This is a genomic window from Lysinibacillus sp. NPDC092081 (genome assembly GCF_044755845.1).
Lineage (GTDB): Bacteria > Bacillota > Bacilli > Bacillales_A > Planococcaceae > Lysinibacillus.
Map to the genome: position 1 here is coordinate 18650 of NZ_JBIVRU010000026.1, position 26594 is coordinate 45243.

The window sequence follows — 26594 nt, forward strand, 5'->3', positions numbered from 1 at the left end:
CCCTTTTCGTTCTCTTTTATGATGAATTGCTCATAGAGTGTTGAACTGGCCTAAATACAGCCCATGTAGGTACAACATGTGTAACCTCCAGCATCAATACAGTGCAATCGTCTTCAATGGCGTAGTAAGATTGGAAAGATTGCATAATCGTCGTTAGTTTTTCCTGGATAGTTTTAGTAGTGCCTGCTACCTGCTGCGCATACGCTAAAAATGCCTCTTCTTGCTCGTCCCAATCATCAACGCTTGAAAATAATCCATCAGAGTGCATCAAAATTACATCGCCCGCTTTAAGCTTTCTTTTTTCAGCCTCGACTGCTGAAATGGATAAAAAGCCTACTGGCGCTGCATTGCTTTCAACCTTCAGCACCTCTTTCCCACGTAAAATATACGTAGACATTCCCCCAGCCTTCCACGACCATAAATCACCGTGTTGTAAATCGACAAGTGCGAAATCAAGTGTTGCATACATATCATTTTGTTGCTTTAGGGACATGACATAATGCAACGTATGCATTGCAGTCTCCGGGTTCATATTGTAATTTAAACATTCTCGCATTAAATGTATTAACTTTCTACTCTCATGCTGTGCTTCTTTACTCTGACCCATACCATCTGATAATAAAATCGCAAATAGTCCTGGATGTAATTGAAATAATGCATGGGAATCACCCGAATATAATGTCGCATCTTTAGACATGCTGTATATATCATACTCTACTTCAAAGCTAATAGCTGATCTAAAGCTTACTTGAATGTGACGAAATGGTATATCACTTGCTACTACTTTTTCAATTTCAAATGGTTCTTCAAAAATGTCATATAAAATTGGCAATATCATCCGTTCAGCTAATGTTGTGTCTTCCTCCCAATTGACTCGTGCTGGTGCTAAAGCACAGACAATTTTTCGCGCTCCCGGCTTATTACTTAGCACATCTAGTTGAAAACATTCAATATGCGCATCCTTTAATCGTTGGGTAATGTCCTTTTCCACACTAACGAATGAAATAGTCTCTTCTTTCATCTCCGCTATTAATTGATTTAGATGATTACTCATATCGCGTAGCTGAAGCGCAATCATTTTCTTACCATGAAAATACTGTCCATTAATGCGCTCTCTATACAGCTCCGTTTCCAATTCTTCGAAAATTTTCGTTGATTTTACGCATTTATAGCGTATTTGTTCTTCGACACGATGAAGAGAAGAATCCTTCCCAACGCCCTTCATATGAAACCAGTCTGTCATTAGCTTGTCCATTCCATTACTTTGCGCTCCCCAACAGCGATCATAGCGGAAACAGCTTAAGCATGTATTCATCGGTGACACTTCTTTCGCCTCTTCTATTGGGGCTGTCATAAAGCGCTCAAACACAAGCTCCTTCATAAATTGTACAAAATGCTGAAAATGCTCTAATTTAAACGCAACATGCTCTGTTAACCAATTTTGACGGGCGAGTAAAACCTCCTCGCGCTGCGGAAACAGCTTGTCCCGAACCTTATCAGAATATTTTTTTGGGATGGTTAGAAAAACAAAACTCCCAACAGCAATCGATGTAAAATAAACGCTATCTAACGGCAATGTTGCATCGTAAAATAAAAAAAACACACTTGGCAAAACACTACCAATTGCTACACCAAATCTTCCAACGCGAGCCCCCATCCCTGCACACAATCCAGTTAAGGTGGCTACAGACAGCATACCCGTAAATGAAAGTTTTGCAACACCTATGAGAGTCCCGAGCACGGCTCCGATAACCGTCGCTAATGGTACACTTCCTACTAACGCACCGAAGCAAATGAATAGTTGTAATAAAAAAATGGGAAGTGAAAAATAGCTAATGACAACTGCTTGCATCCCTGTAAGCATAGCAGCAAATACAACTAATCCAGAGCCTAGCTTCTCATAAGTCCAATGAGTCGTAAACCACTCATGAGAATTGACAAATAACACTTGCATAAACAGCGTCATAATAAGAGCTAAAGCCGCTTCACAACCTACATAAAATTGAACAAGCACCGGTGGTAAACCTTGATACATAACTCCCTGCCACATTATCTGCACAAGTAGTACCGCTAAGGAGACTGCTATACTTTGTGGTAGCTGCCAATAACGGAAGCGCATGATACATTCATACATGACGATTTGCAATGCTAAAATGAAGACTTGTCCAAAGCCAAGGAAAAAACATCCTATCAGACTACCGAACAAAACATATTTGGGATATTCCTTATACTTCGTTCGAATAATTGCCCAAAAAGGAACCGAGAAAGGTACAGCCGCTTCAAATACAACAGACTGAGCTAAAAAGAAGGATGTTAAAAAAAATAAAGAGCCGATTAGCAATTGCCTTTTTTTCACTCCTAATTTTTGTTCATCTACATTTGCCGTGTTATACCATTCAATACTCGTCATTTCACTATCCCCTTTCTGCACTTTTGGAGCTATTATAAAAAATTATGTATGGAAAGATTGTCTGACGGTGGCAGAAAAAAATATAAACATTTCGACGAATACATATGCATAAATACGAGAAATGGCAACAATTTCTACAAAAACTATTTGCTGCACAAGATTAGAAACATCTCTTTCTATACGATAGGTTTTAAAAATTAAGAAAATTCCAGTAACTAAACTCTACCTTCATTACATGACATACGTTACAAAATCTATGCCCTGAGAGGTCTAGTGTGTGTTCACCCTTACTTTTTCATTGGTCAATGCTCCCTATTTCGTCAAAATACTATAGTCAGCGGTTACACTGATACTTTTCTACTTAAGAACAAAAAGTTTGATAAATTTCCCATTTCAAGATAATTCCCCTCTTTTCGTTAGCTAATCTTTAAATAATTTATAAAATCATATATTTTTATTAATTTTTTTTAAAAAACTACTTGACGTTAGTAACAAAGGCTTGTATTATTTAACTTGTTGTTAAAAAGAACGCGGAAGTAGTTCAGTGGTAGAACACCACCTTGCCAAGGTGGGGGTCGCGAGTTCGAACCTCGTCTTCCGCTCCATAATCTTAATGGCGGCCTAGCTCAGCTGGCTAGAGCGTACGGTTCATACCCGTAAGGTCGGGGGTTCGATCCCCTCGGCCGCCACCATAGTAGGCCCCTTGGTCAAGTGGTTAAGACACCGCCCTTTCACGGCGGTAACACGGGTTCGAATCCCGTAGGGGTCATCTCAAATAGGCGTCTCAGAATAATTTCTGAGACGCCTATTTTTTTGAGGTTAGTACGCAATTATGCCGAGGCATAATTGCTAGTGAATACTAGAAATATCACATTTATTTTTTACTGTCTGAGACCCTGGAGCAACCAGTAAAGGAAGTGCTACGATACGGCTTCATGACCAACTTCCCGTTGTTGTTGCTGCCGCTTCGCTTTCGCACAGACAAAACCCCGTTGTTGCTGTCGCTTCGCTTTCGCACAGACAAAACCCCGTTGTTGCTGCCGCTTCGCTTTCGCACATAAAAATACTTGCTGTCCCTAGCGGCTCATCGGACACTCCTTAGAAAGCGCCCGGCCGAAACGGAAATCAACCCATGTTATGGTGATGAGCTGAAAAATATGGCATACTAATAATGAAAAGAGCGTGTTAACTAGGAGGTTTATTCCCTTTGAGTTCATTAACTAAAGCTGCTTTAATTTGTGGAAGTGGCTCTATGATTATACTCGTATCCATTCTTATTAATTTACCATTTGCTGTACAAATATTTTTACTCCTCACCGGATTAGCGGTTAGTGTTTACGGTGTGTTTTTACTTGTCAAAATGGTTGTTAATCCAGCCGAAAAGTCTTCAGAAACACTTTCTGAACAAGCACCCGTACCCGCTCCTAAAAAGAAGAACAGACCGACATCCACGTTATAGGAAGATTCGTATATCCTTACTAGAAAAGTTATTATGACTTATGACTAGACGAGATGTATGCGGCAACCATTTTCTATGAAGTTTTTGAGGATTATACTATTCAAGCATTAAAAAAAGGGATTAGCTTTATTAAAAAGCTAATCCCAACTCTATTTAACACACTTTTTCTACGATTAAAACAGTCAGCAAACTACCCTCTTCTAGCTCCGCGACCACCGCGTTTTGACTCTGTAGCACGTTTAAGTGTTGCTAGGCGTTCATCACTATCTTTTAAGAAACGTGCCATTTTTTGCTCGAAATTCTCTTTTGGCTGATGACGATCGTTGCGATCATTAGAACGATTATCGCGACGTGGACGCGCTGAACGCTCTGGTCTCTCTGGTCTCTCTGGTCTCTCTGGTCTCTCTGCTTGAGGCTTTGCTTTACGGATTGAAAGACCGATCTTTCCGTCCGCTTCAACATTCATCACTTTTACTTCAACTTCATCTCCAACTTTTAGATGCTCATTGATATCTTTTACATAATTGTCAGCAACTTCACTGATGTGTACTAAGCCTGTTTTGCCATCTGGCAGCTCAACGAATGCTCCAAAATTTGTGATTCCTGTTACTTTACCTTGTACCTTGCTGCCTACTTCAATTGACATAAAAAAAATGCTCCTCCTTAAAAATTAAGCGACTCATTTGAGTCATGTAATCAATTTAATCAAACTTTTTACTGCAATAAGTTTCTCTTTTCATTATATATAACAATAAAATAGTGTCAACAATACATAGCTTTTCAGTCGTCTTTTTTACCTTTCTTTTCTGACATGTTGTCTTTTTTATCAGGTACATCGCCTTTTTTAACTTTTTCGTCCGGTATAATGAAAATTATTTCACCTTGTTCGGATAGAAAATAATCTTTGCGTAATAGCTTTGCGATATACTCATCATCCTCTAACTGTTTAATTTTAAGATTTAACGAATCTCGCACTTCTTTCAAATCAGAAAGATGCTCCTTCGCTTCAACCTTTTTCTGCTCTTTTGCAGCTAGCGTCTCACTTTGATTAAAAAGTATATTTACGAGAAAGGCAATAATAACGACTGGTATAATCGCAAAAAAAGCAATACGGCGCATTTTCCGTTTCCGCGCTTGAATTTTACGATTTATAGCTTTATCCGTGTTACGGACATAGTCATTATCAAGTTTAGTATAGTTTTGTTGGTCATCATTTGATGAACGACGCATAGTCATGCCCGCACCTCCGAAAATTATTGTTGTCTTTTATTATACTTGATAAATCGAATTTTTTTTAAAAAAGTGTTGGACAAATACGAATAAATTTTGACAAAAGGTCTTAAAACAAACGCTCCAATATTTATTAATAGATTAAAAATTTGTCGAATGATAGCACTTATTAATCGTATGATGAACCACAAGGGCCTCCATGTTATATTCACCAAAACCCTTGCGATGAAACGTAAAAAAGTTTGAAAAAACGTTTGATACAAAAAAATTCCGGCTATTTGCGCTAGCGGGTCATAAGCCCGCCAAGCGCCATCTTTTAGCCAAAATAATAAATAGTATGTCATGCCCCCGAGTAGAATCCAGGTAAGTAATTCAAATACCATCATCCATCTTCGAAGGCTTGACCTTTTTGGAGTTGAAAAAACCATGAGCCTTACACTATCAATAATGAACCCGACTGCTATACCGCTCAAAACCATGACTAATAGTTGAACAAATTGTTCACTAACAATCATCCAAACAACTTATGAAGGAAACCTTTCGAGAAGCCACTTTCCTCCTCGTCGTACTGTAAAGTTTTTACAGTTCCTTCAAGTGTCAATAACCCTTTGTCAACATCTAAATGAACGATATGCAGTTCTTCTCCACGGATTAACAAATGCCCTTGGGACGTCTTGATGAAAAACTCTTCCTGATCAAAGCGTTCAATTGATTTTACAGAAGTCATGTCCATTCTTTTACGATTACGAATCGTTAAAATATGTTCTCCAGATGGAATTGTGTAACGGTTACTTTCTTGATGTAGCGTCATTTTTTTCCTCCTTTAGTCGTCCTAGCTTCTGTTCACTTTATGCGGACAACCTTAAAAGCATGACAACTTTATTAAAGTTGCTACACTTTTATCTCCAACATTTATAGCAAAAGCCTAGCGACAACTTCAGAAGACTCCAACATTATTAGGTGCTGTTAAGTTTAATTAGTCCTCGTCATCAATAAATTCAGGATCAACTTTTTCAAGACGCTCTTCCTTCAAAATAGTAAACATTTTTGCGGCATCTTCTTTTTTCACAGTATCACGTAATTCTTCTACACGTGCTGTCACAACTTTTTGTCCAAAACGAATGGCTAGCTCGTCGCCCGCTTTAACAGTACTACTAGCTTTTGCGACCTTACCATTGATCGTAATACGGCCTTGGTCTGCTACTTCTTTCGCCAATGTACGACGCTTAATTAAACGTGATACTTTTAAAAATTTATCTAATCGCATATTTTCACTCCTTTTCTAGCTGCTTTGCTTCATTCCAGAAAGCATCTAATTGTTCTAATGTATAATCAGAAAACGGTTTTCCGCTTTCCTTTACCTTTGCTTCCACATAACCAAAGCGGCTCGCGAACTTCTCATTAGCATGTAACATAGCCTCTTCTGGAGATAGCTTGTAGAAACGCGCTAAATTCACAAGTGTGAACAAGACATCTCCAAATTCATCAAGACGTGACGCATTAGTACCTTTCGTCACCTCATTACGAAATTCCTGCCATTCCTCCGCAAACTTGTCCCATGCGCCATCTACATCAGGCCAATCAAATCCTACCTTCGCAGCTCTTTTTTGATAATTATATGCTGTTTGTAGAGCCGAGGACGCCCGGTATTCCTCTTTTAATAGCGGCTTATCACTTATACCCTTTTCTTCTGCTTTTATAACTTCCCAATTTGCCACAACACCCTCTGTATCTTCCACCGATACATCTCCAAATACATGCGGGTGTCGACGAATCATTTTTTCACTTATTGAAGCCAATACATCTTCCAATGTAAAGTAACCTTGATCTTCTCCGATTTGTGCATGAAGGAACACTTGTAACAGTACATCTCCAAGCTCCTCGATCATCGCAAAGTCATCCTCTGTATCTACTGCTGCCAAATATTCGTGTGCTTCTTCTAGTAAATATTTTTTCAGTGACTCATGTGTTTGCTTTTGATCCCACGGACAGCCATTCGGACCTCGTAAAACAGCAATAATTTGACGGAAAGTTGTCCAGTCTCGTAAAGCGTCCTCTTGTGATTTCACAGGCGGCACATATACCGTTGTTAAATTGTCCACCTCAACGCTTTGGTCGAGCTCATAAAGTGGTACTGTCACTAATTTTTCCTGTGACGAGCCCGCTGCTGTAACGACCGTAACAGGGTATTCGTCATCGTATTTCTCCATTAACGTTAGCTTTACTTCTGATGCACTAAATGTATCATATACTTGGGCTATTAAAATATGTTGACGCATGTTAATGTCATGCATAGAAAAGCTAGTGCCATCCAGCAGTTGAAAACCCTCAATTGGGTCGATTTTTAACGCACCAAATATTGGATCTAAGAAGCTTTGCCCACCTTCAATGACTAGTTTTACTTTTCCCTCTTCCGCAGCGGCAATAAGCAGTTGTACAGTCTGCTCCGCGACAAGCGGATGCCCCGGTACAGCGTACATTACATCTTCATTTGCTGTAGTAGCCACAAGATTTTCTGCAATTTCCTCATACACAGGCTGGAACGTATTATGTTTTTCATAAACTGCGTCAAAGCTTTCAAATTGTAAGCCCTCAGCTGATAATTCTTCTAATACAGGATGGTCCACTGTACGAACATATAATTTTCTAGCCGCTTTTAGTTTTTTATAGACCCCCATTTGCAGCTGATTAAAATCACCCGCACCTAGACCAATAACTGTTAAAGTATTCAATCAATCCACCTACTTCTTTCGATTTAACCATAATTGATAAACTGCCATTTTGCGCCCAAACGGTAGTAAGTACCACTCTTTTTCGACTAGTACTCGTAACTTAGCAATTATCGTGATCATTACAAACGCTCCTAAACACACAGCTGTAAAACCTGCTACCACCGCGACAAATCGAGGTGATAAAAACTGGTTTAACAACGGTGGTATAAACTGTAACCAAACTAGCACTACAGCCGCCATACTGAGTGATGAAATTCCAACTTTTTTATAAAAATTTGCAGGCGCTAATTGAATTCCTGTCATTTTCTTTAAATAGAAAACAAGCATAATGGCAGTAAACAAAAGACCCACATTATTAGCAATAGCCGCACCTAATACTCCAAATAAACTAATTGTCAGCACATTCAATATTATTTTTAATATAAAACCTATAATCAAAAATAAAGCCGGCTTTTTTAATTTCCCATAGCCTTGCAAAATAGCTGTAAATGTCAAAATAATGGACAACGGCACAATTTGTAATACATATACCATAAGTACTCCCGACAGTGCATCTGTTTTAAAGAGCATGGCATTAATATAAGGCATAACGAGTATTAAACCTAGAGAGGCTGCCCACCCAAATAATACAGACGCTTTATACGTTAATTGTATAAACGGAATTGCACTACGGCCATCCTGTTTTTTGGACATATGCGCAACAAGAGGAACAATAGCAAGCGAAAGTGAAGAAGCAATGACAACTCCAAGCTGTACCAACGGCTGCCCACGATCATAAACGCCTTTTGTTGCCTTAGCTATAGTCTGATCCATTCCACCTTCAATTAATAGTGAGTAAATTGTAAAGGAATCAACTAGCTGATAACCAAGTAACAATAGGCCACTCATGCTTACACTTAAACTCAGCAATGTAACCTCTTTAATAATCGGAAAACTTTCGATACGCCGCTGTTGTTTCTTATCATTAAATAGACCAAAACGTTTTTTAAAGATGAACGCAAGTAATACAAAGCCTACAATTTCTCCAATAATTGTACCTATGATAGCCATTTTCCCAGCACTATATAGTGATTCTGTCGTCTTCATAATGACAAATGTTCCTGCTAAAATGACAGATACTCTCACAGCTTGTTCAAGGACTTGCGCATAAGCAATCGGCTCCATAATGCCTCTTGATTGGAACCCGCCCTTTAAAATAGCATGAGCCGGCATAACAAGTACTATAAATGAACCCGTCCGTATTAAAGGCGCAAGCTGAGTATCGCCCATAAGCTGCGCAATTATTTCAGCACCACTAAATAAAGCAACAAAAAACAATAACGATAGTACTGTTAAATAACGAAAAACAATACGCATAATACCGCTTCGTTTCTGATCTCTCTCTAGCGGGTCTAAAATACAATCATTATCTGCAAGCATTTTAGAAATAGCTACTGCAAATCCACTAGCTGTCCATACGACAAAAATAGATATAACTGGATACACTTGCTGATAAATATAAAATCCTTCATCACCAACAAGATTTTGAAAAGGCACACGATAAATTGCACTAAGAACCTTTACAATAAGGGCAGCAATTGTAAGTAAGGCCGCGCCCTTCATGTAGCTTTTCATGCCAAAACGTTCCGACATAAATTGTCCTCTTTCCTTCTTTAACAATGCCAATAGTATAGCATATCTCAAAAGTTTGACGCGCTCGATAGCACTACCATAAAACTATGTATGAAAAAAAGTTATTGTTCAGCCTAAAAGGTCAGCGCAATAACTTTCAATTCTCATCAACTATTCATTTGTTTAGCCAAGAAGTTAGCAGCTGTTTCCGCAACTTTCACTTCAACCTCACCGATAAAATGTACCTTAGACAAAACGATAATACAGCCGATCGGATCACCGTTTACCATAATAGGCGTTGCACAATAAGACTTTACTTGCTCATATTGTCCAGGAACAATCTCGATAGTTGTTTCCATTTTTTCTATTTTTGTTGAACGCTCGTCCATAAACGTTTCCGCAAAGGATGTGATACGACGATTAATATATTCTTTCTTACCGATTCCTGAGACAGCAATTACTTCATCTCGGTCGGTTACAAATGCCGGAGTACCTAACGTTTCATATAATGTTTCTACATACTCTCTTGCAAATTCCCCCAAATCATTAATTGGAGAATATTTCTTTAAAATGACTTCACCTTCACGGTCTGTATAAATTTCTAGCGGGTCACCTTCACGAATACGCAGCGTTCTACGAATTTCTTTTGGTATAACCACACGCCCTAAATCATCAATACGACGAACAATTCCTGTTGCCTTCATTCTTAATCCTCGCTTTCGCTACAATGAAATTTTTTTCAATTTTAGTATGGTTTTTTATGAAGCAATCTATGCAAAAACTGAAGAAAAAGGATTTCACACCCAATAATATTTTTCAAAAAGGCTAAAAACCTAAGCAATTATGCTTTAAATACTTTTAGCATGTAGAATTTTTACTTCAATCAACTTATCTTAGATTAACCATAAAAACAAATTTTATAAAAAATCATAAAAAATTTTTATTAAGAAATAATAATAATCCAATCTTTACTATTACGTCAATAAGTCAAAAGGATGTTTGTTACAAAGGAACTATCACTAAAAGTGATACTTTTACCCTTATTTTCCCTACTATCTAGCTCCTGAGTCTCAATTTGTGATGTTGATTTCTAAGGAGCCACACAGTCTACAGTCCAATCAACCAATGAAGATAAAGCGCCACAATATTCACAAAGATTCCCTTGTAATTTTTTGTTTTTCAACAATAAAAAGCTGATCATTATCCGAATGAGATAAGATCAGCTTTTCTTCTATTATCATTTTTTAGCGTTAGCAATAATATGCATCATTTCTTCTAAAATATCAAAGGGTTGATATTTCCCAGATTTTCGTTCATCAATCGTTAATTTCAATTGCATACCATCCATACCAAAACCGACAGCACGTTCAAATTTCATGGATTCTTCCACAATTTTACCACCGTCAACTTGTCCTGTACCTTCTTCAGACAACAATATTGTGATGATTTTTTGCTTTTCTTTTACTGACATTACACCTGTATTTAAGCCCCATACCTTCATACGTGCAATTCGCAGTAAGCGCTCTGTTTCAATTGGAAGATCACCGAAACGATCCTGTAATTCCTCCATGATCTCGCTGTGCTCCTCCTCTTGATCCATTGCTTTAATACGTTTATACATTTGAATTTTTTGATAGCCGTCAGGAATGTAAACATCTGGGATATACGCATCAACACTCAATAAAATCTCAATGTCAGGCTTCTCTTCTTTTTTCACACCTGTTTGGCGCTCAGCAATCGCCTCTTCCAGCATTTGTGAGTACAAGTCAAAACCGACAGAATCAATAAAGCCATGCTGTTGTGCTCCAAGCAGGTTACCAGCACCACGAATAGATAAGTCACGCATAGCAATTTTAAATCCTGAACCTAACTCTGTAAATTCTTTAATCGCCTGTAATCTTTGCTCAGCTACATCTGTAAGAACTTTATCACGTTGATACATAAAGTAAGCATATGCCACCCTATTAGAACGCCCAACACGCCCACGCAATTGATAAAGCTGCGCTAAGCCCATTCGATCAGCATCATGAACAATCAATGTGTTAACGTTTGGTATATCCACACCTGTCTCAATAATGGTTGTCGTTACAAGCACATCATAGTCACCTTCTAAAAAGGCTAATATGACAGATTCTAATTCTGATTCCGTCATTTTGCCATGGGCATGCCCAATACGCGCTTCTGGGACAAGCATTTGAATTTCATCAACCTTACGAGCCATATCTTCTACACGATTGTATAAGTAGAATACTTGCCCACCACGCGCCATTTCTCTCTCAATCGCTTCCCGCACTAATGCACCGCTATACTCCATTACATAGGTTTGTACAGGGAAACGATTTGCTGGTGGCGTTTCAATTACCGATAAATCACGAACACCTACCATCGACATATGAAGTGTCCTTGGAATCGGAGTTGCCGTTAGCGTTAATACATCAACATTCGTCTTTAGTTGTTTAATTTTTTCCTTATGTGTTACACCAAAACGTTGCTCCTCGTCAACAATCAGCAGTCCAAGGTCTTGGAATAATAAATCTTTAGATAAAATTCGATGCGTTCCAACGACAATATCAACTTGCCCTTCTTTTAAACCCTTTAACGTCGCTGTTTGCTCCTTTTTTGTGCGGAAACGAGACAAGAGGCCTACATTAATAGCAAAGTCTTGGAATCTCTCACGAATCGTTTCGTAATGCTGCTGCGCTAAAATCGTTGTCGGCACAAGGAAAGCTACTTGCTTGCCATCTTGAATTGCTTTAAAGGCAGCACGAATCGCTACCTCTGTTTTACCATACCCTACGTCTCCACACACAAGACGATCCATTGGACGCTCACGCTCCATATCACGTTTTACTTCGATAATCGAACGTAGCTGATCCTCTGTTTCTTCATAAGGGAAAGAAGCCTCAAAACTTCGCTGATCGTCGTTGTCAATCGCGAATGCATGGCCCTTCTCTGCTTCACGTTTCGCATACAGCTTAATTAAATCATCAGCAATATCTTGCACAGCAGAGGATACCTTAGCTTTAGCTTTTTTCCACTCTGCTCCACCTAATTTATGTAGCTTTGGTTCTCGGTCTTCAGATGCTACATATTTTTGGATTAAATCTATTTGCTCAACTGGAACATATAACTTATCATCTGCGCGGTATCGAATGTGTAAGTAATCCTTGTGTGTTCCATTTACATCTAATGTTTCTAAACCTATATATTTCCCAATACCGTGATGGACATGTACAACATAGTCGCCAGGTTTAATTTCCGTATAGCTTTTAATACGTTCTGCGTTCGTCATCTTTTGAGGACGTGCTTTTTTCTTCGCCTGTTGTTTAAATAGTTCATCCTCTGTGACAATCACCAAGCGTTGTAGTGGTAATTCAAAGCCACCAGATAGTGATCCATCCACAATATAAATACCCGCTTCTGTCGGATGACCAATTGTCGTATGAATATCATATTCTTCAAGCATTTGCTGTACACGTTTAACACGATCTTTATCTCTCGCAACAATTAGTACTGTAAATTTACCAAGCAGCCAGCGTTCAATCTCACTTTGTAATAATGACATTTGGCCATGAAATTGCTGCATTGGCTTACAAGAAAAGTTCGTCGTCTTATTAAAGGATACACCCGCAAATGTTCGGGAGAATAATGAGAAATATAGTTTTTGCTGAGACAGCATTGCTAGAATTTCTTTCAAAGAGAAAGCTGGCTTTACATCATGCACCATTTTCCCTTCTTCAATTAGCGATAAGAACCATTCATCCTCTTCACGCTCCCAGGCATCCATAACCTCCTGAATACGTCCGAGCTCATCAAACAGCACAATGCCATCATGTGCAAAATAATCTCCTAAATTTGCTGTTTTCTCATACAATAATGAACCATACTTATTTACGTAGTCAGGTAAATTACCTTGCTGCAACAATTCAATATCATATTGAATATGCTGATACAGTAACTCCTTAGTCTCCTGCTTTTTGACTTTCTTTAAGCTTGTCGCTAACGCAGCTTCTAAACGACCTGCCAACGCCATTCTTTCTGCCTTTGTCAAAATAACTTCTGATGCAGGTAAGATACGAATCTTCTGCAATTTATCAATGGAACGCTGATCGTCAGCAGAAAATGTTCGGATTGAATCCACTTCCGTATCAAATAATTCTATACGAATCGGCGCCTCTAAATAGGGCGGATATATATCTAATATGCCCCCACGTAGCGCAAACTCTCCAGGTGTTGTAACCATCGAATTACGTACGTACCCCATCTCTACTAACGTTTGTAGCCATTCATCGATCTGAATATCTTCGCCTACTGCAATTTGTAAAAAATACTGTAGCCAATGCTCTTTAGGCTGCATCATTTTGCGCAAGCCTGCAACTGGTATCACATAAACAGCTTTTTCGCCTCTAGCTAGGCAATCAAGTGTTGCGATACGCTCAGCACGTAACTCTGGAGAGGCAACAGACAAATCGGCAGCAATAAACTCATCGGTAGGATAATAATGAACATGCTCCTCACCTAAAAGTCCCGCCAGCTCGTCAACCATTTTTTGTGCCTGCAATAGATTAGGAGATACAATATAAATAGGTTTTTTTACATATTCAAATAACGTATCGACCATTACCGAGCGCGCGCTTCCTGTTAATCCTGTTATAAGCTGTGTTGCAGAGTGACCGCTCTGAATCTCCTGTAAAAATGATGTGATATGTTTGTCCTGCATCACAAGCTGTCGTAAAACTTCCAATGTCAAAAGCTCCTTTCAGCGCATAATTCTATTCACCATTACTAGCAATCTAGTACTATAATATGCAACTTTATTGTATATTTTATCAATTATGCCTCGGCATAATTTCGTCCGGGATCGGAGGCTTTGGGCCAACGTGATGTTGGTCACTCAGTCGTTGCCACAGGACGTGGCGTTCTTAGACTGAGTTCCTCTATTTCAGCGGATGTTTGGACACCCGCTGAAAAATGACTTAAAACTGTATTCATCTCACCACCTATAAAGATGGGAGACTTTTGTAGCTGACGCTTTGCTTTCGCTACAAAAAACATTTGCTGTAAGAAGTTAAATGGAAAAAGCTTTGAACGCACACAATGTGCGCCAAAGCATCCTTCCAATTATTGAATCCATTTATTGAGTGCGTGATAATCTGGATATTGTTTCAGCGAATCCTCACATTGCTCACAAATGCAGTGAACCGTCGTTTGTCCATGTTGATCTTGCTCAACATAATCATCCGCTTCACCTAATTCGAAAATATGTAGTTTTCGAATTGTATCATCTGCATCAAATGGTAGTGTTCCTATTTCTACTTCACAATGCCGACATCGATAGCGAACTGACATCTCCAAATCATCCTCCTTTAAGCAACTTACTACTTAAAGTATAGACATTTCTAAAAAAGATTATGCACCTTCAATTCTGCCTTAGCTCCTTATAGAGAATAGTTTTTGCATTGTGTTTAAGACTTTACTATATATTTAGTTAGCTGTGTCGCAGGAAAAAACATTTTAAATCTTTATCCTAAACAACCGTAATATCCACACTACACTTTAACTTATTGTTATCCGTTAAAGTGATTCATCACATCAAGAAATGGCTTTGAAAGAGATCCTTCTACAGCACTTACACACTTTTCAATAGCTTCGCCAACAATAGCTTGATCTTCTTTTGAAAATTTCGACAACACATAATCTGCCACCTTCATACCAGCTGGCGGGCGATTAACCCCAACGCGAATGCGATTAAATTCTTGTGTGCCTAAATGCTGAATTAATGATTTAATACCATTATGTCCACCTGCACTACCTTTTTGACGCAGGCGTAATTTACCTGTCTCTAAATCTAAATCGTCATAAATAACAATTAAATCTTCCACATCAATATCAAAATAGTTCATAAGGGGTCCAACACATTCCCCCGATAAATTCATATATGTTAAAGGCTTAACAAGTAGAACCTTTCCTTCAGGACGATGTACCGTTGCATACATACCATTAAACTTTGAATTCGTTAAAGGTGCACCCCATTTTTCAGCTAATGCATCGATAACATCGAAGCCAATATTATGTCTTGTATGCTCATAAGGTTTACCTGGATTTCCTAAACCAACGATAATTTTCATAAGTACTCCTCTTCTTTCAAATCTAGTAGTCATTATTTTACCATATCATGCGCTAAGAAAGCAGTTTGTACAATTTTTGAAAGTAAAAGTTCAATAATGGTTTGATATTATTTGAGATCCTCAATTCAACCATACATATTGTCATAATTAAAGAAGCAAAAGCTTACATACGAATAACGTTTCCCATAAATATCGATTTGTTAAAATGCAAAAGGCTACTAAGAAGTTTTTAGCCTTCTTTAGTAGCCTTTCCTTAACATATATTTTTACGCTAGTTCCTGTGCACTATCTGCCGTTTCTTCAACAGTTGTAGCTGGGGCCATAATTGTTACCAATGTATAATCATTTTCACTGACTATATCAAAATCAATCGTATCTCGAATATCAGCTACCGTAATTGTTTCACCAATTTTAAGTTCGGTAATATCAACTTCAATAGCTTCTGGTATATCTGCTGGCTTTACTTTAATTTTCACATCTAGGTTAGGCTGCATTAATATTCCACCTACACTTATACCAACTGACTCTCCAACTAGTTTAATAGGCACTTCAGCCTCAATCGCTTCGGACATATTGATTGCTAAAAAGTCGATATGATTTACTTCATCTTTCATAGAGCATTGTTGGATTTCTGACACAACAACATTCACTTTTTTCCCATCTAACTCCATTGAAAACAAACTGTTTTGCCCATTCTTTTGAATGGATTTTCTGAATTCCTTCGCTGAAATAGAAATTGGGGTTGAATCTAAATTATAGCCGTAAATAACTGCCGGAATGGCTCCCCCTTTTCTAAGTTGGGTTAATGTCGAACGATGCCCAGCTTCGCGCTTTTTAACACTTAATACTGTACTCATACTATACTTCCCCTTCCAAGAAAAATTTATTTACGCCTTATTATAAATGTCACTATTTTCGATAAAATTGACATTTGTTAAGGCTATAATAATATTTACTACAATTTTAGCTCATCACCATAACGTGGGGTTGATTTCCGTTCCAGCTGGGCGCTTTCCTGGGGGCGTCCGATGAGCCGCTATCCCCCAAGGAGTCGCCCAGCCTCCACTCCAATCAACTTATTCATAACATACGTTTTAACAAAATATATCCCAACCTTAGGCGGTAAACTATTTTTTATAAAGTTGTGTAAATATTATTAAGTCACAATTACCATATATCCTTTTATAAGAAAATTCAAACAAAAGAAACCTAGAAAAAGGACAAATCTACTTACAAACGTAGATTTGTCCTTAATAAGACACATATTGGGATCTGTTTATTTATATTAATCAAATAGAGTACTTACAGATTTATTTTCATAGACACGAGAGATTGCATCTGCCATCAATTTAGCTACTGAAAGCTCTGTAATTTTTGGAGATTTTTTCTCTTCAGGAAGTTGGATTGTATTTGTTACAACTAATTCTTTAATCGAAGAGTTTTCGATACGCTCGATAGCTGGTCCTGATAATACTGGGTGAGAGCAACAAGCATAAACTTCTTTCGCACCAGCTGCGCGTAATGCATCTGCGCCGATTGTAATCGTACCTGCAGTGTCAATAATATCATCAATCAAGATTGCCACTTTACCATCAACATTACCAACAATGTTCATTACTTCTGCAACATTTGGTTTTGGACGGCGCTTGTCAATAATTGCAATAGGTGCTTTTAAACGTTCTGCCATTTTACGAGCACGCGTTACACCACCATGGTCTGGGGAAACAACAACGATTTCTTCTTCTGGAATACCTTTTGATTTGAAGTGATCAGATAATAAAGGCACTGCCATCAAGTGATCGATTAAAATATCGAAGAAACCTTGGATTTGTGGTGCATGTAAATCTAAAACGATAACACGTGTTGCACCAGCTGTTTCAAGTAAGTTTGCTACTAATTTAGCTGTAATTGGCTCGCGCGCTTTTGCTTTACGGTCCTGACGAGCATAGCCATAATAAGGCATTACAACGTTTACTGTACGAGCAGATGCGCGTTTTACAGCATCTACCATAATTAAAAGCTCCATTAAATGTTCGTTTACAGGTGCAGAAGTAGACTGCACGATAAACACATCACAACCACGAATACTTTCTTCAATGCTAATTTGAACCTCTCCATCGCTGAAGTGCTTAACAGAAGATTTACCTAATTCAACACCCATTTCTTGCGCAATTTCTTGAGCAAGTGGATTATTAGAATTAAGTGAAAATATTTTTAATTGTGAGTTTGCATAATGATACGGCATGATGGCCTCCTGTTTAGTTGATAATTATTTTGAGTTTAATTTGCTTACATAATTCGGTTTGTTTTCTTGTCTTGCACGAGCAATTGCAAGTGCATCCTCAGGAACTTCTTTTGTAATTGTAGATCCTGCAGCAATAAATGAACCTTTTCCAACTTTCACTGGCGCTACTAAGTTAGTATTACATCCTACAAATACATCATCTTCAATAATTGTTTGGAACTTGTTTCTTCCATCATAGTTTACTGTAATGGAACCACAGCCAATATTGACATTACTTCCTATTTCGGCATCGCCAATATAGCTTAAGTGCGATACTTTCGTGTCATTACCTAGTTTACTTTTCTTCACTTCTACAAAGTTACCTATTTTCACGTGGCTACCAATATCAGAAAGTGGTCGAATATGTGCAAACGGTCCAATAGCAGTATCTTCCGCTACAGCGCTTTCACGCACAACAGAAGAATGCACAGTTGTTCGGTCACCGATACGGCTATCTATGATTTGTGTGTTAGGCCCGATTATACAATCTTCACCAATAACAGTTGTACCTTCAATCATAGAACCTGGCTGGATGATAGTATCACGACCAATCATTGCGTCCACGCTAATATATGTTGCTTCTGGATTAATAATTGAGACACCGTTACGCATATGCTTTTCATTAATTCTTGTACGCATTAGCGCCTCTGCTTGAGACAGGGCAACACGATCATTGACACCAAGTGTTTCTTCAAAATCTTCCGTTACATATGCTTCAACGACATCGCCTTGTTTTTGTAAAATTTCAATCACATCAGGTAAATAATACTCACCCTGTGCATTGTCGTTTTTCACAAGCTTTAATGTCTCAAATAACGCTTTATTATCGAAGCAGTATGTGCCCGTATTAATCTCTTTAACTAATTGCTGCTCTACTGAAGCGTCCTTTTGCTCAACAATTTGCTCCACTTGTCCATTGTCGTCACGTAAAATACGACCATAGCCTGTTGGATTTTCAGCAATGGCTGTTAAAATAGTAGCCTTAGCATTCTTTGCTTGATGATGCTCGAACAAAGCTTGCATCGTTTCAGGGCGAATAAGTGGTGTATCACCACAAACAACTAATGTTGTCCCTTCTTCACTACCTAAAATCACCTCAGCTTGCTGAACAGCATGAGCTGTCCCTAACTGTTCAGCCTGTAAAACATACTCGCTTTTATCGCCAAGCTGTTGTTTCACCTTTTCTGCACCATGTCCTACAACCGTTACGATACGATTCACATCTAACGTTTGAATGTGATCCACCACATGTTGTACCATTGGCTTCCCACATACTGGATGGAGCACTTTATATAATTTGGACTTCATACGTGTACCTTGACCTGCAGCCAAAATGACAGCAAAAATGTTGCTCATCTGTAAGTCCTCCAATACGCTCATTTTCTCTTATGACTATATAGCAAAATCCATCTATTTTCAAGGCATGTTGACTTGACAAAAAGATGAATTTCGTAAATCAAATGCACCTTATGCTCGAATGTTAATATGTATGTCGTAAAACTGCTCATTTTCTCTTATTCTCAAAATAAAAAGAACTCTCCAATTAAGAAGAGCTCTTATTATTTACTTTGATCATAACTATAAATTAATAGATCAATTATGCCTCGTCATAATCGTGTCCGGAGGCTTAACTTCTTTCCGCGGATGTTTGGACACCCGCGGAAAGAAGTTAATTTAACATTTATCCCCTATTAACTATACGCCAATTCCTTCTAATTTTTCTGCGTTGTCCGTTGTTTCTGTCTCGCTTGAATTATGGTACTCGTTTAAAATAATCTCCTGAATTTTATTACGAGTAGTAGAATTAATAGGATGCGCAATATCTCTAAACTCACCGTCTGGCGTTCGTTTACTTGGCATAGCAACAAACAAACCTGTATTGCCATCGATCACACGAATATCGTGAACTACGAACTCATTGTCGAGTGTAATGGAAGCAATCGCACGCATGCGACCCTCAGTCTGTACACGACGTAACCTTACATCAGTAACTTCCATTTTCTCACCACCTCTCTTCTTAGATGCCTAAATAAAAATATAATATTCTTTATTACCGAATATTTTCCTTTTTATAGTCTATCAAATTTTCTAAAAAATTTGAATACTTATTAGTATAATATTTCCTTTTATATACGTAAATTTTGACAATTGTTTGTCGGTCTCCCTCTAACAAACTGAAAGGCAACATCGTAATATTCACTTCGTCTTGGCGTAATTGTTGCTGTCGCTTCGCTTTCGCACAGAAAACATTTTGTTGCTGTCGCTTCGCTTTCGCACAGAAAACATTGCTATAAAAAAAGCCCACTAAAAGAGCTATTCATTTCTCTTCTAGTGAGCTAAAAAAATTTCTTATTTAACGATGGCAATAACTTCAATTTCTACTCTCACATCTTTTGGTAGACGTGCAACCTCTACTGCTGAACGAGCTGGCTTATGATCGCCAAAATGGCTAGCATATACTTCATTCATTGCAACAAAGTCGTTCATATCCTTCATAAAAACGGTTGTTTTAACAACATTGTCTAAAGATGTTCCAGCAGCTTCTAAAACTGCTTTTAAATTAGCAAATACTTGATTTGTTTGAACAGTAATATCGCCTTCCACTAATTCGCCTGTTGCTGTTAGTGGAATCTGACCTGAGCTATAAAACATGCCATTTACAATAATTCCTTGTGAATATGGTCCAATTGCTGCTGGTGCATTTGTTGTTGCTACTACTTTCATTTGTCATTTCCCCTTTTAGAAAAATAGTTACCTTCACTTAATGCAATTGTACGGTCTTTTTCATTGACCTCATGAAGCTTCACTAATGAATAATAATCATCTACTAAAGTTTCGTCTGCATGCTCAGCCTCTACAAGCACTGCAATACCAGCTAGCTGACAGTCAAACTCCTCTAATAGATTTTTCATGCCATTCATTGTACCACCGACCTTCATAAAGTCGTCGGTAATAAGCACTCGTTGCCCACTCTTCATGCTTCTTTTTGATAATACCATTGTCTGAATTCTTCTGGAAGAACCAGATACATAGTTGATACTGACTGTAGAACCTTCTGTTACCTTACTATCTCTTCTGACAACAACAACCGGTACATTTAAATGTCTTGCTATGGCGTGAGCAATAGAAATCCCCTTTGTAGCGACAGTCATTATGACATCAATTTGTTGATCAGCAAATGCGGATGCAAATACTTTCCCAACTCGATTAATTAAATCTGGATTGCCGAGTAAGTCCGTCATAAATAAATAACCGCCTGGTAACAAACGATCTGAATGTTCAAGCTCCGTCTTTAAATCCTGAATAACTAAACGGACCTCAGCCTCGGACATTTTAGGAATATACTTAACTCCCCCTGCAGCGCCCGGTACTGTCATCAATAACCCGATTCCTTTTTCTTCGAAAGTTTCTTTTACAATCGTTAAATCTTCACTAATGGAAGACTTCGCAGATTGATATAATTCAGAAAAATAAGTTAGCGGGATCAGCTGATGTGGATGTTCTAGTAAATAGTACGTCATATCAACTAGTCGTTCACTACGCTTCCATTTCATGCGACCCTCTCCTAAACACGAATATTTATAGGTAAAATTAACATAAATTTGCGGTTTTAAGCAAGCGTATTTCGCTCGCCTAAAATCCGAACAGCATATACTTCTTCGCAAAAACCACGTAAACCATTATAAATGCGGCTTACTCGAGCTTCACTATCCACTAAACCAAACACCGTTGGACCGCTTCCACTCATTAATGTTGCATCTGCTCCGAAGCGCTTCATCTGTTCCTTTAACATCACTACTTCTGGATGTAGCTTAAATGTTACAGTTTCTAAAACATTCCCTAATGATGCACATAATAGCTCATAATCTTCCGTTTCAATAGCACGTATCATTTGCTTCGTCTTTGGATGCTCTAACCCTTCAACCTTTAATCCTCCATACACCTCTGCAGTAGAAACACCTATTTTAGGCTTAGCTAAGACTACCCAACAGTTTGGTGGTGCTGGCAATTCCTGAATTTTTTCTCCACGCCCCGTTGCTAACGCTGTGCCACCGTAGACACAAAACGAAACATCTGAACCAATTTTTGCACCTAATTCAGCTAACTCATCTATAGATAACCCTAAATTCCACAGCTCATTTAAACCCTTCAGTGTCGCAGCGGCATCGCTACTTCCGCCTGCTAATCCTGCTGCAATTGGTATTTCTTTTTCTATAGTTATGGATACACCTTGTCCAATGCCGTATGTATCTTTAACTAGACGCGCTGCCTGATAAGCAAAATTTCGGTGATCATTTGGAACAAAATTATCAGTCGAAATTATTTCAATTACGCCATCTTCTCGAGATTCTAGACTAATACGATCAGCTAAATCCACAGTTGTCATGACCATCTCTACTTCATGATAATTATCTGGTCTTTTATAAAGCACATCTAATGTTAAATTTATTTTTGCAGGCGCCTTTACATAAAGCATCTTTCTTCCTCCTTATAGCTACACTTATCAATTACGCATTGGCGCAATTGGCTGACGCTTCACCTTCACACAGATCAACAATGCATCCGGATTTTAAATTGTAATTAGGTCTGCGTGATGACCAACACGATGTCGGCCATTTCGGTAAAACCACAAGACTTTTAAGCTTTTACCAATGCAGGTTAGAGTTAGGCTAACATCCTACTTGTTCTTTCAAAATCCGTGACATTTAAAATTACACTCTCACTACCTTTAGATGTAGGAGCCTTCTGTAACTGTTACAAAACATCAGTGGCTGGCGTTCACTTCGCTATATAAAACATTTTCTGAATGAAGATAAACCTGTCGTTCATCTTTCACAAGATTATTCATTTTATTTTACCATAATGGGAAAGCGAAAATGGAAAAAAAGAACCGTATACCCCTATTTGGTGTAACGGTTCTCTCTCGTCAGTTGTGTTGTTGTGTTTACAGGGCGTTTTCATCCCTGTGAAATGAAGTTCTAAAAAAATAAGTGGTCTATTTTCACAAAGAGGCTACTTATTATGCTCTTGCTCATTACTTGCTCTTTCAGCCATTTCGATGGCACGTTTGACCATATTACCGGCGTCTCGAGCTTTAATGCCGCCCCAGCCTTCTCGTTGCACAACATCATAAAATCCAAGCTCTTTAGCGATCTCTTCTTTTAAACGAGGTGACATGATACCTTTTCTAGGCATATAAACTCCTCCTTTAACAACTGACGAATTTAGTATGTCCCAGAAAACGCAAAACACTCATGTATTGCATACATGAGTGTTTCGAAATATAGAAATAAGTACTAGAAACTATTTTGCGATAGCAGCTTTTGCTTCGTCTAAAAATGTAATCTCTACTGCTTCAGTTAAAATATCTGTGTAGCTATACGATACGCGCTTGCACGTATTGTCTTCTTGATCAAGCTCAACCACAAAGATAGCGCGATATGTCTCACGCAATACCCCTGCACACTCGATCGTTTTCTTGCGACCTCCGTTTGCTTTTAACTGCAAACGTTTACCCAAATGACAATCCAACGACTTTTTAATGTCCGCTAAAGTTTTTGGCATTTTCGCTTACACCTCACTATTTATTAGTATAAGCGATCCGCCCAAAAATGTCAATAAAATATAATATTTTATCAGCCTATTATAAATGTTGTCAACTTATTTTTCATAAAAAGACCATATTTTTTTACGTATACTCAAAAAAGTTAACAAAAATTTTTTACTTTGCAAATGTAGGGTATAATGTATCGGCTAATTTTCCAAACTCTTGAATGGTAAGGGTCTCTCCTCGACGTGTTGGTTCAATATTTACTGCTTTTAAAGCATTCATAATTTTTTCTTTGTGTACCTTACCATTTGGTAAACCTGCTTGTAAATTATTGAAGATTGTTTTTCGTCGTTGTACAAACGACGCGCGAGTAACAACAAATAAAAAATCCTCATCAATCACTTTTACTGGAGGTTCATCATGTTTAATAAGACGGATCACTGCAGAATCCACATTTGGCTGAGGCATAAACACAGTTTTCGGTACCGTCATGGCAATATCAGCCTTTACATAATATTGAATCGCAATTGATAAAGAACCGTACTCCTTCGTTCCAGGTTTAGCCGTAATACGATCTGCTACCTCCTTTTGCATCATGACAACAAAACCGCGAATTGGCAAACGATCATTGAGTAATTTCAATAAAATCGGAGTCGTCACATAATAAGGTAAATTCGCTACAACCATAATATCCTCAATACCTGGCATCTCTTCCTGAATTACCTTAGCAACATCCGCCTTTAAAATGTCTGAATGTACAATAGTCACATTATTATATGGGCTAAGTGTGTCTTCTAATACAGGTAATAATCGTTGATCAATTTCAAAAGATACAACCTTTTTTGCACTTCTCGCTAAATGCTCTGTTAACGCTCCAATGCCAGGACCAACTTCGATTGCACCACTATTTTCAGTTAAATTTGCATGACTAACAATATTTCGTAAAATGTTCGGATCTATTAAAAAATTTTGACCTAAGCTTTTTTTAAATGAAAATCCATATTTTTTTAAAATTTCTTGTGTTCTAATTGGTGTTGCAATATCCTTATGCATCGTTTTCCTCCTGATCTAACTGTGCGACTGCCGCACCAAATTGCTTTTCTGTGATTTGAAACATTTTTAATCTTTTATGAAGTTGTTTACCGTTTGTTGCACCAATATTCAAAATTTCCCCAAGATGATCACGACGAATTTTCGCCTGTGGATGGCCAATTAAACGTGCCGTCATTAAATCTTCGAGCGTAATGTCATCAGTGGTTGGTTCAACATCATTAGGGGTATAAACATGTCGTAGTGCCTCGCGTATATCTTCATCTGCTGCATGCTCAATACCTAGTCCTTTACCGTTTTTCGCAATTGTTTTAGCTTTCGGTAAAAAAGCGTGTTTTAAACCTTTTACATGCTCCTCGATAATGGCACGAATTCGCCGTCCTGGATAATCTGGATCAGTAAAAACAATAACACCTCTTTTATCCTGTGCATGTTGAATTCTCTTCAGTGTTTCCTCTGAAATAGCTGATCCATTTGTTTCTATTGTATCTGCTTGTACAGCTCGCTTAATAGCTGTTGTATCATCTTTTCCTTCAACAACAATGATTTCTTTTATTTGCAAAAAGGCTCCTCTTTTCTACCTTATCTTCAGACCATTTTACAACTGCACTGTACTATTGTACAGAAATACACGGCTATTCACCTTCTTATAATATTCTCCCTCGACTTTGCTATTGTTGACACTTCACTTTCGAGCAGTTTGTGCAGTTACCGTTACAGCTTAATTTATGTATATATAGCACTGTTTTATCCTCCAGTACAACTTACTGAAAAAGATAAAAAGCTTTCCCGCCAGTCAAAACAGGAAAGCTACTAATAGTGAAAAACATATTTGATTAATTTTACAATTTTTTTAATTTAATACTTTCACACGCACTTTCTTTACTCCCCAATTACTAGCTTGAGATTCAGATTGTACAAGTATGTCGATCCGATTACCCTTAATTGCACCACCAGTATCCCCTGCTATAGCTGTTCCATAACCTTCAACCCAAACTTTTGAGCCAAGCTTAATAACAGATGGGTCTACTGCAATTACTTTCAATCCAGAGCCTGATTTTAAATTAATGCCAGTGGCAGATATCCCCGAGCAGCCGTTACAATTAGGTGTATAAGCGGTTGCCGTTACATAAAATTCTTTACCACTAGCTGGCTCTGATGAACCACGTGATACAGTCGATGCACTAGCTACTACAGTTTTAGTACCTACTGCAACTACTTGCTTTTTCGGTTCTTTTACAACTTTTTCAGATTGTAGATTTTTAGCTACAACTTGGCCATTCTCTTTTACGATTTCATACGTTTTAGTCATTAAACCTTGTTGGCCTGCTGTTACAACTTTTTGTTTTCCCTTTTGCAATGAAGCATCCTGCTTCTTTTCAATTGCGAAGTCTAAAGAGTCTTCCACTACATCGATAACCTTTTCTACGCGAACTACTGTGATTTTACTCTGCGGAGTGATTACGTCCTTCAGGTTATTTTCGACACGATCGAATTCATTAAGTTGAATTCCTTGTTGTTTTAAAAAGTTAGCGACCGTAGTCGAAGTGGACCATACTTGTCTTTCGTTAACGCCATCGACAAGCGATACTTGAAACGCTTTTTGAATATCGATCTTGTTGTCTGCTCCTATTTCTGTATCTAGACCTTGTACTAAAGCGTCATGCTCTGATACTTCAATATTTGCTTCTTTCAAAATGTCTTTCACTTGTGTTTCAGTTGTCCAAACTTTTGACTGATTTCCATCAACTGAAATTGTTACTTCTTTTGCCTGTTCCCATGAAACTGCTAATCCATTAGCAATTTTGGTGTTCAGAGAGGGTGTTATTTTATCATGCTCTGCTACGTCTATATTTTGATCTTGTAATAATTGTTCTACAGTTTTGGCATGTGTTGTTACTTCGATAGTTTCCCCGTTAGCATCAAGCTTTACGGTTTTTTTAGTACCTTGATAAAGTACAAATGAAATTACAGATACAAACAGGACAAGTGAAATAATGCTTATCACTGTTTGCTTACTCCTCAATGATCCTAAGAACAAGTTTTTCATGGAATTATTTGACATGAAAAAACGCCTCCTTAATACAAAGTTGGATTATACGTACTAGATTTGGCACTGTCAACCCGAATGTATTTCTA

At 38.1% G+C, this 26594-nt stretch carries 26 protein-coding genes and 3 tRNA genes; 4 read left to right on the plus strand and 25 right to left on the minus strand.

All coding sequences use genetic code 11. The features are described from left to right. Window positions 1-16: 16 nt before the first annotated feature. Entirely contained in the window at window positions 17-2410 is a 2394-nt protein-coding gene (locus tag ACIQLB_RS22700; RefSeq protein ID WP_400730894.1) for a SpoIIE family protein phosphatase, read from the minus strand. Between the two features lie 530 nt (window positions 2411-2940). Here ACIQLB_RS22700 and ACIQLB_RS22705 point away from each other — a divergent pair. From ACIQLB_RS22705 to ACIQLB_RS22720, 4 genes are all read left to right on the plus strand, one after another. Further along, a tRNA-Gly gene (locus tag ACIQLB_RS22705) sits at window positions 2941-3015 on the plus strand. A 10-nt stretch (window positions 3016-3025) separates the two neighbouring features. After that, window positions 3026-3102 (plus strand) — tRNA-Met (locus ACIQLB_RS22710). 5 nt (window positions 3103-3107) lie between these two features. Continuing rightward, a tRNA-Glu gene (locus ACIQLB_RS22715) sits at window positions 3108-3179 on the plus strand. 438 nt (window positions 3180-3617) lie between these two features. Then, complete coding sequence (locus ACIQLB_RS22720) at window positions 3618-3869, plus strand: hypothetical protein (RefSeq protein WP_400730896.1); 252 nt, start codon at window positions 3618-3620, stop codon at window positions 3867-3869. A 190-nt stretch (window positions 3870-4059) separates the two neighbouring features. On the opposite strand, the gene ACIQLB_RS22725 is transcribed toward ACIQLB_RS22720, so the two are convergent. The 24 genes from ACIQLB_RS22725 to ACIQLB_RS22840 all read right to left on the minus strand — a co-directional run bounded on the left by ACIQLB_RS22725 (window position 4060) and on the right by ACIQLB_RS22840 (window position 26520). After that, entirely contained in the window at window positions 4060-4515 is a 456-nt protein-coding gene (locus tag ACIQLB_RS22725; RefSeq protein WP_400730897.1) for a S1 domain-containing RNA-binding protein, read from the minus strand. A gap of 134 nt (window positions 4516-4649) precedes the next feature. Then, window positions 4650-5105: an FtsB family cell division protein gene (locus ACIQLB_RS22730; RefSeq protein ID WP_400730899.1), complete on the minus strand. Its 456-nt coding sequence runs from the start codon at window positions 5103-5105 to the stop codon at window positions 4650-4652. A 17-nt stretch (window positions 5106-5122) separates the two neighbouring features. Then, window positions 5123-5614, minus strand: coding sequence for a spore cortex biosynthesis protein YabQ (gene yabQ, locus ACIQLB_RS22735; protein WP_400730900.1), 492 nt, complete (start codon window positions 5612-5614; stop codon window positions 5123-5125). Further along, a complete protein-coding gene (yabP, locus tag ACIQLB_RS22740; protein WP_004229167.1) occupies window positions 5611-5910 on the minus strand; it encodes a sporulation protein YabP in 300 nt (99 codons plus the stop codon). Before yabP ends, yabQ begins: the two co-directional genes overlap by 4 nt. A 165-nt stretch (window positions 5911-6075) precedes the next feature. Further along, window positions 6076-6366 (minus strand): RNA-binding S4 domain-containing protein, encoded by a 291-nt coding sequence (locus tag ACIQLB_RS22745; RefSeq protein ID WP_400730901.1) that lies wholly within the window; start codon window positions 6364-6366, stop codon window positions 6076-6078. A 4-nt stretch (window positions 6367-6370) separates the two neighbouring features. Continuing rightward, window positions 6371-7831 (minus strand): bifunctional methyltransferase/pyrophosphohydrolase YabN, encoded by a 1461-nt coding sequence (gene yabN, locus ACIQLB_RS22750; protein WP_400730902.1) that lies wholly within the window; start codon window positions 7829-7831, stop codon window positions 6371-6373. 9 nt (window positions 7832-7840) lie between these two features. Continuing rightward, window positions 7841-9463, minus strand: a complete 1623-nt coding sequence (locus ACIQLB_RS22755; RefSeq protein ID WP_400730903.1) for a putative polysaccharide biosynthesis protein — start codon at window positions 9461-9463, stop codon at window positions 7841-7843. Window positions 9464-9609: 146 nt separating this feature from the next. Continuing rightward, window positions 9610-10146: a stage V sporulation protein T gene (gene spoVT / locus ACIQLB_RS22760; RefSeq protein WP_370047881.1), complete on the minus strand. Its 537-nt coding sequence runs from the start codon at window positions 10144-10146 to the stop codon at window positions 9610-9612. Between the two features lie 533 nt (window positions 10147-10679). Continuing rightward, window positions 10680-14186, minus strand: a complete 3507-nt coding sequence (mfd, locus tag ACIQLB_RS22765; RefSeq protein ID WP_400730904.1) for a transcription-repair coupling factor — start codon at window positions 14184-14186, stop codon at window positions 10680-10682. Window positions 14187-14332: 146 nt separating this feature from the next. Next, window positions 14333-14536, minus strand: a complete 204-nt coding sequence (locus tag ACIQLB_RS22770; RefSeq protein WP_400730905.1) for a hypothetical protein — start codon at window positions 14534-14536, stop codon at window positions 14333-14335. Between the two features lie 27 nt (window positions 14537-14563). Then, window positions 14564-14791, minus strand: coding sequence for an anti-sigma-F factor Fin (locus tag ACIQLB_RS22775; RefSeq protein WP_053485326.1), 228 nt, complete (start codon window positions 14789-14791; stop codon window positions 14564-14566). A gap of 218 nt (window positions 14792-15009) precedes the next feature. Continuing rightward, window positions 15010-15570, minus strand: a complete 561-nt coding sequence (pth, locus tag ACIQLB_RS22780) for an aminoacyl-tRNA hydrolase (protein ID WP_400730906.1) — start codon at window positions 15568-15570, stop codon at window positions 15010-15012. Window positions 15571-15836: 266 nt separating this feature from the next. Continuing rightward, window positions 15837-16427, minus strand: a complete 591-nt coding sequence (locus ACIQLB_RS22785) for a 50S ribosomal protein L25/general stress protein Ctc (RefSeq protein WP_400730908.1) — start codon at window positions 16425-16427, stop codon at window positions 15837-15839. Window positions 16428-16855: 428 nt separating this feature from the next. Further along, window positions 16856-17815, minus strand: coding sequence for a ribose-phosphate diphosphokinase (locus ACIQLB_RS22790; RefSeq protein WP_370047888.1), 960 nt, complete (start codon window positions 17813-17815; stop codon window positions 16856-16858). Between the two features lie 24 nt (window positions 17816-17839). Then, window positions 17840-19210 (minus strand): bifunctional UDP-N-acetylglucosamine diphosphorylase/glucosamine-1-phosphate N-acetyltransferase GlmU, encoded by a 1371-nt coding sequence (glmU, locus tag ACIQLB_RS22795; protein ID WP_400730911.1) that lies wholly within the window; start codon window positions 19208-19210, stop codon window positions 17840-17842. 339 nt (window positions 19211-19549) lie between these two features. Then, window positions 19550-19852: a septation regulator SpoVG gene (gene spoVG / locus ACIQLB_RS22800; protein ID WP_400730913.1), complete on the minus strand. Its 303-nt coding sequence runs from the start codon at window positions 19850-19852 to the stop codon at window positions 19550-19552. A gap of 351 nt (window positions 19853-20203) precedes the next feature. Continuing rightward, window positions 20204-20578 carry a RidA family protein gene (locus tag ACIQLB_RS22805; RefSeq protein ID WP_370047893.1) on the minus strand — a complete coding sequence of 125 codons (375 nt, stop codon included), beginning with the start codon at window positions 20576-20578 and terminating at the stop codon, window positions 20204-20206. Continuing rightward, a complete protein-coding gene (gene purR / locus ACIQLB_RS22810) occupies window positions 20575-21408 on the minus strand; it encodes a pur operon repressor (RefSeq protein ID WP_053485319.1) in 834 nt (277 codons plus the stop codon). The genes ACIQLB_RS22805 and purR overlap by 4 nt, the downstream gene beginning before the upstream one ends. Window positions 21409-21464: 56 nt before the next feature. Beyond that, the gene (ispE, locus tag ACIQLB_RS22815) at window positions 21465-22331 is read right to left on the minus strand and encodes a 4-(cytidine 5'-diphospho)-2-C-methyl-D-erythritol kinase (RefSeq protein ID WP_400730914.1); all 867 of its coding nucleotides are present in this window, start codon (window positions 22329-22331) and stop codon (window positions 21465-21467) included. A 536-nt stretch (window positions 22332-22867) separates the two neighbouring features. Then, window positions 22868-23050 carry a small, acid-soluble spore protein, alpha/beta type gene (locus ACIQLB_RS22820; RefSeq protein WP_053485317.1) on the minus strand — a complete coding sequence of 61 codons (183 nt, stop codon included), beginning with the start codon at window positions 23048-23050 and terminating at the stop codon, window positions 22868-22870. Window positions 23051-23158: 108 nt separating this feature from the next. Further along, window positions 23159-23419: a biofilm formation stimulator Veg gene (gene veg, locus ACIQLB_RS22825; RefSeq protein ID WP_370047895.1), complete on the minus strand. Its 261-nt coding sequence runs from the start codon at window positions 23417-23419 to the stop codon at window positions 23159-23161. A gap of 157 nt (window positions 23420-23576) precedes the next feature. Next, the gene (gene rsmA, locus ACIQLB_RS22830; protein WP_370047897.1) at window positions 23577-24458 is read right to left on the minus strand and encodes a 16S rRNA (adenine(1518)-N(6)/adenine(1519)-N(6))-dimethyltransferase RsmA; all 882 of its coding nucleotides are present in this window, start codon (window positions 24456-24458) and stop codon (window positions 23577-23579) included. Beyond that, window positions 24451-25017 carry a ribonuclease M5 gene (gene rnmV, locus ACIQLB_RS22835; protein ID WP_400730917.1) on the minus strand — a complete coding sequence of 189 codons (567 nt, stop codon included), beginning with the start codon at window positions 25015-25017 and terminating at the stop codon, window positions 24451-24453. The genes rsmA and rnmV overlap by 8 nt, the downstream gene beginning before the upstream one ends. Window positions 25018-25308: 291 nt before the next feature. Then, window positions 25309-26520 carry a resuscitation-promoting factor gene (locus tag ACIQLB_RS22840; protein ID WP_400730919.1) on the minus strand — a complete coding sequence of 404 codons (1212 nt, stop codon included), beginning with the start codon at window positions 26518-26520 and terminating at the stop codon, window positions 25309-25311. Window positions 26521-26594 lie beyond the last annotated feature (74 nt).

Excerpts from the sequence above, each read along its gene's own strand:
- ACIQLB_RS22700 (WP_400730894.1), bottom strand. The coding sequence starts at position 2,410 with ATGACGAGTATTGAATGGTATAACACGGCAAATGTAGATGAACAAAAA.
- ACIQLB_RS22725 (WP_400730897.1), bottom strand. The coding sequence starts at position 4,515 with ATGTCAATTGAAGTAGGCAGCAAGGTACAAGGTAAAGTAACAGGAATC.
- ACIQLB_RS22730 (WP_400730899.1), bottom strand. The coding sequence starts at position 5,105 with ATGACTATGCGTCGTTCATCAAATGATGACCAACAAAACTATACTAAA.
- yabQ (WP_400730900.1), bottom strand. The coding sequence starts at position 5,614 with ATGATTGTTAGTGAACAATTTGTTCAACTATTAGTCATGGTTTTGAGC.
- yabP (WP_004229167.1), bottom strand. The coding sequence starts at position 5,910 with ATGACGCTACATCAAGAAAGTAACCGTTACACAATTCCATCTGGAGAA.
- ACIQLB_RS22745 (WP_400730901.1), bottom strand. The coding sequence starts at position 6,366 with ATGCGATTAGATAAATTTTTAAAAGTATCACGTTTAATTAAGCGTCGT.
- ACIQLB_RS22755 (WP_400730903.1), bottom strand. The coding sequence starts at position 9,463 with ATGTCGGAACGTTTTGGCATGAAAAGCTACATGAAGGGCGCGGCCTTA.
- spoVT (WP_370047881.1), bottom strand. The coding sequence starts at position 10,146 with ATGAAGGCAACAGGAATTGTTCGTCGTATTGATGATTTAGGGCGTGTG.
- ACIQLB_RS22775 (WP_053485326.1), bottom strand. The coding sequence starts at position 14,791 with ATGTCAGTTCGCTATCGATGTCGGCATTGTGAAGTAGAAATAGGAACA.
- pth (WP_400730906.1), bottom strand. The coding sequence starts at position 15,570 with ATGAAAATTATCGTTGGTTTAGGAAATCCAGGTAAACCTTATGAGCAT.
- ACIQLB_RS22785 (WP_400730908.1), bottom strand. The coding sequence starts at position 16,427 with ATGAGTACAGTATTAAGTGTTAAAAAGCGCGAAGCTGGGCATCGTTCG.
- ACIQLB_RS22790 (WP_370047888.1), bottom strand. The coding sequence starts at position 17,815 with ATGCCGTATCATTATGCAAACTCACAATTAAAAATATTTTCACTTAAT.
- glmU (WP_400730911.1), bottom strand. The coding sequence starts at position 19,210 with ATGAGCAACATTTTTGCTGTCATTTTGGCTGCAGGTCAAGGTACACGT.
- spoVG (WP_400730913.1), bottom strand. The coding sequence starts at position 19,852 with ATGGAAGTTACTGATGTAAGGTTACGTCGTGTACAGACTGAGGGTCGC.
- ACIQLB_RS22805 (WP_370047893.1), bottom strand. The coding sequence starts at position 20,578 with ATGAAAGTAGTAGCAACAACAAATGCACCAGCAGCAATTGGACCATAT.
- purR (WP_053485319.1), bottom strand. The coding sequence starts at position 21,408 with ATGAAATGGAAGCGTAGTGAACGACTAGTTGATATGACGTACTATTTA.
- ispE (WP_400730914.1), bottom strand. The coding sequence starts at position 22,331 with ATGCTTTATGTAAAGGCGCCTGCAAAAATAAATTTAACATTAGATGTG.
- ACIQLB_RS22820 (WP_053485317.1), bottom strand. The coding sequence starts at position 23,050 with ATGCCTAGAAAAGGTATCATGTCACCTCGTTTAAAAGAAGAGATCGCT.
- veg (WP_370047895.1), bottom strand. The coding sequence starts at position 23,419 with ATGCCAAAAACTTTAGCGGACATTAAAAAGTCGTTGGATTGTCATTTG.
- rsmA (WP_370047897.1), bottom strand. The coding sequence starts at position 24,458 with ATGCATAAGGATATTGCAACACCAATTAGAACACAAGAAATTTTAAAA.
- ACIQLB_RS22840 (WP_400730919.1), bottom strand. The coding sequence starts at position 26,520 with ATGTCAAATAATTCCATGAAAAACTTGTTCTTAGGATCATTGAGGAGT.